6 protein-coding genes are annotated in these 6189 nt (G+C 65.1%); 5 read left to right on the plus strand and 1 reads right to left on the minus strand.

Translation table 11 applies throughout. The features are described 5' to 3' along the window. The first annotated feature begins 371 nt into the window (after positions 1-371). The 4 genes from J0I79_RS02530 (at position 372) to J0I79_RS02545 (ending at position 2637) form a co-directional block, all read left to right on the plus strand. Complete coding sequence (locus J0I79_RS02530; protein WP_292855156.1) at positions 372-734, plus strand: hypothetical protein; 363 nt, start codon at positions 372-374, stop codon at positions 732-734. A gap of 102 nt (positions 735-836) precedes the next feature. Continuing rightward, positions 837-1430, plus strand: coding sequence for a hypothetical protein (locus J0I79_RS02535; protein ID WP_292855157.1), 594 nt, complete (start codon positions 837-839; stop codon positions 1428-1430). After that, a complete protein-coding gene (locus tag J0I79_RS02540) occupies positions 1427-2065 on the plus strand; it encodes a hypothetical protein (RefSeq protein WP_292855158.1) in 639 nt (212 codons plus the stop codon). Before J0I79_RS02535 ends, J0I79_RS02540 begins: the two co-directional genes overlap by 4 nt. Then, positions 2062-2637, plus strand: coding sequence for a hypothetical protein (locus J0I79_RS02545; protein ID WP_292855159.1), 576 nt, complete (start codon positions 2062-2064; stop codon positions 2635-2637). Before J0I79_RS02540 ends, J0I79_RS02545 begins: the two co-directional genes overlap by 4 nt. 228 nt (positions 2638-2865) lie before the next feature. Here the strand turns inward: J0I79_RS02545 and J0I79_RS02550 are convergent, their stop codons facing one another. After that, entirely contained in the window at positions 2866-4194 is a 1329-nt protein-coding gene (locus tag J0I79_RS02550; protein ID WP_292855160.1) for a hypothetical protein, read from the minus strand. A 700-nt stretch (positions 4195-4894) separates the two neighbouring features. On the opposite strand from J0I79_RS02550, the gene J0I79_RS02555 reads away from it, so the two are divergent. Next, complete coding sequence (locus J0I79_RS02555) at positions 4895-5941, plus strand: sensor domain-containing diguanylate cyclase (protein WP_292855161.1); 1047 nt, start codon at positions 4895-4897, stop codon at positions 5939-5941. Positions 5942-6189 lie beyond the last annotated feature (248 nt).

Consider the following 6189-nt stretch of genomic DNA (forward strand, 5'->3'; position numbering starts at 1 on the left):
CGGCGCGGCAGGCCGAGCAGACGATGCGACCGGAAAGCTCGGCCAGCGGCGTGTTTCCCGTGACCCCGAACCGCTTCAATTGATCCGGCCGCCACCATCTATTGCGACCGCAATCGCCGCACTCGACCGACAGCGAGGCGACCTCGGCAACCACTGGTTCCCTGCCCGGCAATGCCATCGCTCCCCCACTCTTATGTTCCTGATTTGTTCACATATTCGTGTGCTTTCAGCCGCGAGTCGAGTCGCAGTTTGCCGATTTGCCCAAAAGTTTTTCTTCTATAGCTTTTTGAGTTATGCTTTTATGAACTCGCAAACGTGAGTCGGCTGGAAATTGCCGCGCGGAAAAATGGCCGCGCAGATTGGGAGCACGCATGGATGACGCCGACTTCGCCCGCGCCTGCGGCTACACCGGCGACAGCCCTGCCCTGCTCGAAGCCTTCGACGCGATCCGCCGCAACGGCATCGCGCTTGCCCGCCGGGAGCATGTCAGGCGCAAGGCCGTCATCGACGCGCTGAAACTGTCGCAGGCGCTGTTCATGGCCGCGATCGGCCCGGCGCTGTCGGCTGAGGAAGCCATCGAGGATGCCACGCACTTCATCGCCTGCTGGCGCAACATGCCGCGCTGGCGCCAGGAGCGGCGCCTGCCCGATCTGGCCAGGGCAAGGCAGCAGCGGCTGACGGCACGTTTCTTCCGCCGCTATGGTGACCGTCTGTGGGCACGCGAAGCGGCCTGACACGGCATGTCAGGAGCCGCCTATTCGCGGGTTCCAATCCCGGCTTTTTCTTTCTAGAGTGGGCGCGGGTGGCGGTTCGTTCGACGTGCATTTTCAAGAAGAATGTTCAACACTGCCCGCAGCAAGATACAGACCTGGATAACGGCCGGCGCGGGAACCATCGCGGCGCTGTTCGTCGCCGGCGTCATGGGCGCCTTCGGCGCCCTGCCCGCGCATGCCCCGCCGCAATTGCCGCCCGGCGCGGCCATCGATGCCGGGCGCTGGCGCGTGCAGCCGGTGCGCGCCTATGTCAGCCATGCCAAGGTCTATGGCGTGCTGCTCAAGCCCGGCCAGAAGGCGCTGGTGCTGGAGGCCGACATGACCAACCGCACCGCCCAATCCGACAAGGCCTATTTCGATGTGTTCGAGCCGGAAGGCCTGACGCTCGCCGACAGGCAGCCGATGATCGCGCTGACACGCGATTCCACGCTGACGCCGGAGCTCCATCCCGGCATGACCGAGCGCATGGCCTATGTCTGGGCGCTGGCCGGCGACGCGGCGGTGCCGTCAAGCCTTGGCTTCGGCGTCACATCGGAAATCTTCAAGCCGCGCGACAATCTCTACGGCATGCCCGGCTGGTTCAATCCCTACAGGCTCGGCACCGTCACCTTGCCGGTGGCCGACATGCCGGCGACGGACACTGAGGGCGGCTCATGAAAATCCGCGTGCTCGGCAATCTTGCCATTCTCGCCGCCACGGTGGCGCTGAGCTACGGCATGCAGGTGACGAAACCGCATTATGCCGACCTCACCGCGCCGCTCCCCGTCGACGGCGCCATGGGCAAGCGGGTGCATGCCCGCAGCTTCGACGTCAGGCTGGAAAAGGTGGTCTTTGCCCGCCAGCTCAAGACCAATCAGTTCGGCCAGGAAAAACTGCTGACCACCAGCGGCCTGTGGGCCGTGGCCACCACCAGCCTCACCGCGACAGACGCTTCCACCACGGTCGCGGACGGCACCTGGCAAGGCCCGACCGACCTGCGCTACAACCAGACCGAGCGGCTGGGCTACCGCCAGGACATGCCGCCGCACGGCGTCGATCCGGGCCTGGGCAAATTGGGCCTGTTCGTCTTCGAAGTGCCGCCGGACCAGATCCGCGGCGCAAAACTCCTGATCGCCGCGCGCCGGTTCGGCCCGCTCGACGCGCAGGCGCGCATCAGCCTCGACGGCGTGCGAACGGGACCCGACGGCCAGCCGGCGGATATCCTGCCGCAATACGATCTCGACGCGCCGCCGCGGGATCAAGGGCCGCAGGATCAGGGGCCGCAAGGCCCGGCACAAGAGACCAGGCCATGACCGCCGTTTCGACAGACGCGGAACCGTCCGCCGACCCGCAGGCCGAGAAAAAATGGCGCCGGCGCGGCCTGCTGGCCTTGGCGGTGCTGCTGCCGTTGACGCTGGCCGAAACCAGCTTCGACAGCGTGCGCGAATGGCTGCGCGGCGAGGACCTCATCGCCAGGGATATCGCCTTCGGCCAGTCCGTGCCGTTCGGCGGCGGCAGCTGGAAACTCGCCGATCTGCGCGGCGGCAAGGCCGGCCGCCTGCCCGAGGGCGCCTTCGCCGTCATCGCCACCTTCACGGTCACGATCCGCGATCCCGACCTGCAGAAACAATGGCTGGGCTGCAAGCTCATGCTCATCGATGCCGCCGGCCACCGCTGGCTGCCCGATATCATCGCCGGCGTCGGCCTGCCGGACGGGGTGATGAACTGCGCCTCGGCGATCTTCTCCGGCGCCAAGCCGGGCGACACGATCACCGTGGGCGACACCTTCATCATCCCGCAGGATGCGGTGAAAACCATCCGCCCGGCGGTTGGGCTGGGCAGCGAGCGGCCGTGGTACCTGCGCTTTCAGCGACCGCCGAAGTAAGCGAAGCAGGACTTGGGTTCCTCGCCCCCAACGCAAGTGGGGGAGAGGTGGCTCGGCGAAGCCGAGACGGAGCGGGGGCAGCGCCGACCTTGCAGGAGGATGCTTGGACATCTCATTGCGGGAGGGCGCCTTACGAAGCCCCCTCTCCGACCGCTTCGCGGCCACCTCTCCCCCGCTTTGCGGGGGCGAGGAACCCAGGTCCTGTAAGGCCGGCATCAACAAAAAATCCTATTTTCGGGCTTCGACTGCCCCAACCTCCTCCGCCCCCTTCGTCAGCTTAAACGCCGTTTCCAGCACGGCGGCCAGGAAACATATGCGCAGCGGCTCGATCAGCAGGCCGGTGGAGGAATCCTGGAACGGGCTGCCGAACAGAAGCGTCACGCCGCGCGAAAAAATCTGCCAGACGTCGAGCTCATGCGGGCCGATCAGCCGCGTCGCGCCGAGCCACAGCCAGGCCGCGCCCCAGTCGATGAGCCGGTAGCCGACGATCAGCGTGCACAGCAACACGAGGCTGGAGCTGACCGTCAGCCGCACGCCATTGGCGATCGGCAGGTAGCGCGAGCGGTAGCCCTTGATGAAATGGTCGATAAAATCGCGCAGGAATTTCGGCATGCCGGCATAGCGCTGGCCGGCGCGCTCGACGCGGCTGCTGGCGCGCATAAGGGCCGCGTCGTCGCGCACGTCATAGCCATAGATCAGCGCCGCCATGACGAGCCAGATCAGCGGCAGAAGCATGAAGAAGAACAGGTTGACGGCAACCGTCGAAGGCGCGATCGAGCTTATCTCGACCGGCACCATGGGGGCGGCGGTCGCCGCCGGCACCGGGCTCGCCAGCCCATCGGCGGCGGCCCGCAGCACGGACCAGACATTGCGGCTCATCAGCCATTGCAGCGCCGTGTCCTTCCAGCGGCTGATCACATAGAGACCGACGAAGATCCAGTTGGTCTCGCAGATCACCACCACGATCTGCCAGAACGAGGCGGCGCCGATCTTCGTTTTCCCGGTCTTGGCCTGCCCGGTCCTGGCCTGCATGAACTTGGCGAGCCGCCGGACGAGCCACGACACCGCCACCGAGATGAGCAGCCAGCGTGAATCCAGCACGTCGAGCACATTGGCGGCCTGGCCGAAATCGGCCTGGTCGAGCGTTTCGCGCGAATATTGCCGCACGATATCGCCGAGAAAGCCCCAGGCCGCGTAATAGGCGAAGAACGGCAGCAGCGCGATGGTGATCATGCGCACCAGCCGCGAGCCGCGCCGCCCCGCCTCGGGCTCTTCGCCGCGCTCCTGCGCCTCGTCCCTGCGCTGGGCGGCCAGCACATTGGGCAGGCCGGGGCGCAGCACATGGAACATCGCCACCGTCACCACCAGCTGCGCCAGCGCCACCAGGGTCAGCATGGCGAGCCCGGCGAAGTGGTTGGCCAGCGCCACCCTGGCCGCCAGTTGCATCAGAAGATCGCCGGCCAGCACCCCGGCCAGCACCAGCGCCATAAGCTGCGGCCAGAACCGCCGCAGCAGCGAAAAACTCAAGCCGATCGGCCTGATGATATCGGCAACCATGAGTTCCCCTCACGCCGCCACCCGCCCTGCTCCTCCTAGCAAGGCCCGGCCGGTTTGCAAAGCGGGGCGCATCCGCTGTTAGGCCCGGAGAGCCATCGACGAGGCGTCGCGCCAAGGCGGCGAAATTGTGTTCCCGAGCCTCGGGAAATGACCGCCGGCCTGACAAGAACAGTTCGCGCATACTCTTGAAAAGCGCTTATCGGAAGTTGCATGAGGTTGCATTTGACCATCTATCTACTTGAGATTTCACACTTTATTACCCGACGTGTTGAAACTTTCTGGCCAGTAGATGCGTTGTCTCTAAATTGACCCTGCGGAGCGGGCCGATGACGCGTGGACAGGCCAGATTTGAGTGCATGCAAGACAGAGACGGGACCTGGACAGTCTGGGATCATGAGACACATGCGCCCGCCAGGCTCGGCGGCGACGAACTTCGCGGCAAAGCCAGGGAAAGGGCTGAAGCCGCACGCGGCATCCTGTCCAGGATCTTCGACAACGGCATGGATGTCGCAACCATAAGAAACAGCTGTCGAGGCTGACGGAAACTGCAACGGATGTTCGGGGGAACGGGTAGATCCCTCCGAAATACATGGAAATCGCAACGGTGGCCTGCCGAGGGGGCTTTACCGAAGATTCACAAGGCCGATCCCAATGTCGCGGCGGCGCGCGCTTGGGGGAGGTATCAACAGAGCTGGGTTCAATGCACAGAAACTTTATCGACGCGCCGCCGCTGGTCGTGGAAGATGATCGTGTCGAAGCAGCGCGGCTCGCCGCCCTCGAGCGCTTCGACATCATGGACACACCGCGCGAGGAAGGTTTCGACCGCATCGCGCGTCTCATCTGCAACATATTCGACGTGCCGATCGCTATCGTCTCGATGATCGACGGGCATCGGCAGTGGTACAAGGCCTATGAGGGCCTCCACCACCGCGAGGCCGCCAGGGACCAGACCTTCTGCAGGCACACGATCAAGGACCTGCTCCCGACAATTGTCCCGGATGCGCTGAACGATGCCCGTTTCGCCAACAATCCGCATGTCACCGGCGAACCGCATATCCGCTTTTACGCCGGCGTGCCGCTGCGCACCGGCGATGGCCATGCCATCGGCACCGTCTGCGCCATCGGCCGCGAACCCCGGCCCTTCGGCAAGCGCGAAGTAGCCATCCTGTCCGATCTGGCGCAGATGGCGATGGACGAACTGGAGTTGCGCCGGCTGGTCACGGTGGACAGCCTGACCGGCGTGCTGTCACGCCGCGCCTTCCAGGAACAGGGCGGCTATGCCGTGGCGCTGGCGCAGCGCCACAAACATCATCTCGGCTGCATCGTGCTTGATCTCGACCATTTCAAACTGGTCAACGACCGTCATGGCCACGCCGCCGGCGACAAGGTGCTGGCCACCGTCACCGCGGCCTGCAGGCAGCATCTGCGCTCCACCGACCTGTTCGGCAGGCTGGGTGGCGAGGAGTTCGCCGTGCTCGTCGCCCATACGGGCCTGCGCGGCGTGGCCGAAGTGGCGGAAAAACTGCGCGCGGCGATCGAGCAGGCGGTGATTTCGGTGAGCGGCGTGAGGCTTGGCGTTACCGCCAGCTTCGGCATTGCCAGGCTCGATCCCGGTCTGGCCGATCTCGATGCCTTGCTGGCCAATGCCGACGACGCCCTCTACCAGGCCAAGGCCGCCGGGCGGAATCGCTGCGTCGTCTGGCGCAAGGCCAATCTCGTCTCGGCCGGTTTCCGCCGCGGCGGCTGAGCCGGAGTGCATCGCCGCATGGCCACGAGCAGCCACCGCTCCGTGCAGGGCAATCGCATATGGTTTTTTACGAAGATTGACCCCCACCCTTAATCCCTCCCCACAAGGGGGAGGGAGACTTGGCCGGCGCTGATTGCGACCAATAGTGAGGTTTCGATCCTCAACATGAAGATGGATAGGGCGCGCGGCAGCGTTCCCTCCCCCTTGTGGGGAGGGTTAGGGTGGGGGTCCCCTTCGCAAGAATCCAT

It is taken from the genome of Mesorhizobium sp. (genome assembly GCF_017306585.1).
Lineage (GTDB): Bacteria > Pseudomonadota > Alphaproteobacteria > Rhizobiales > Rhizobiaceae > Mesorhizobium.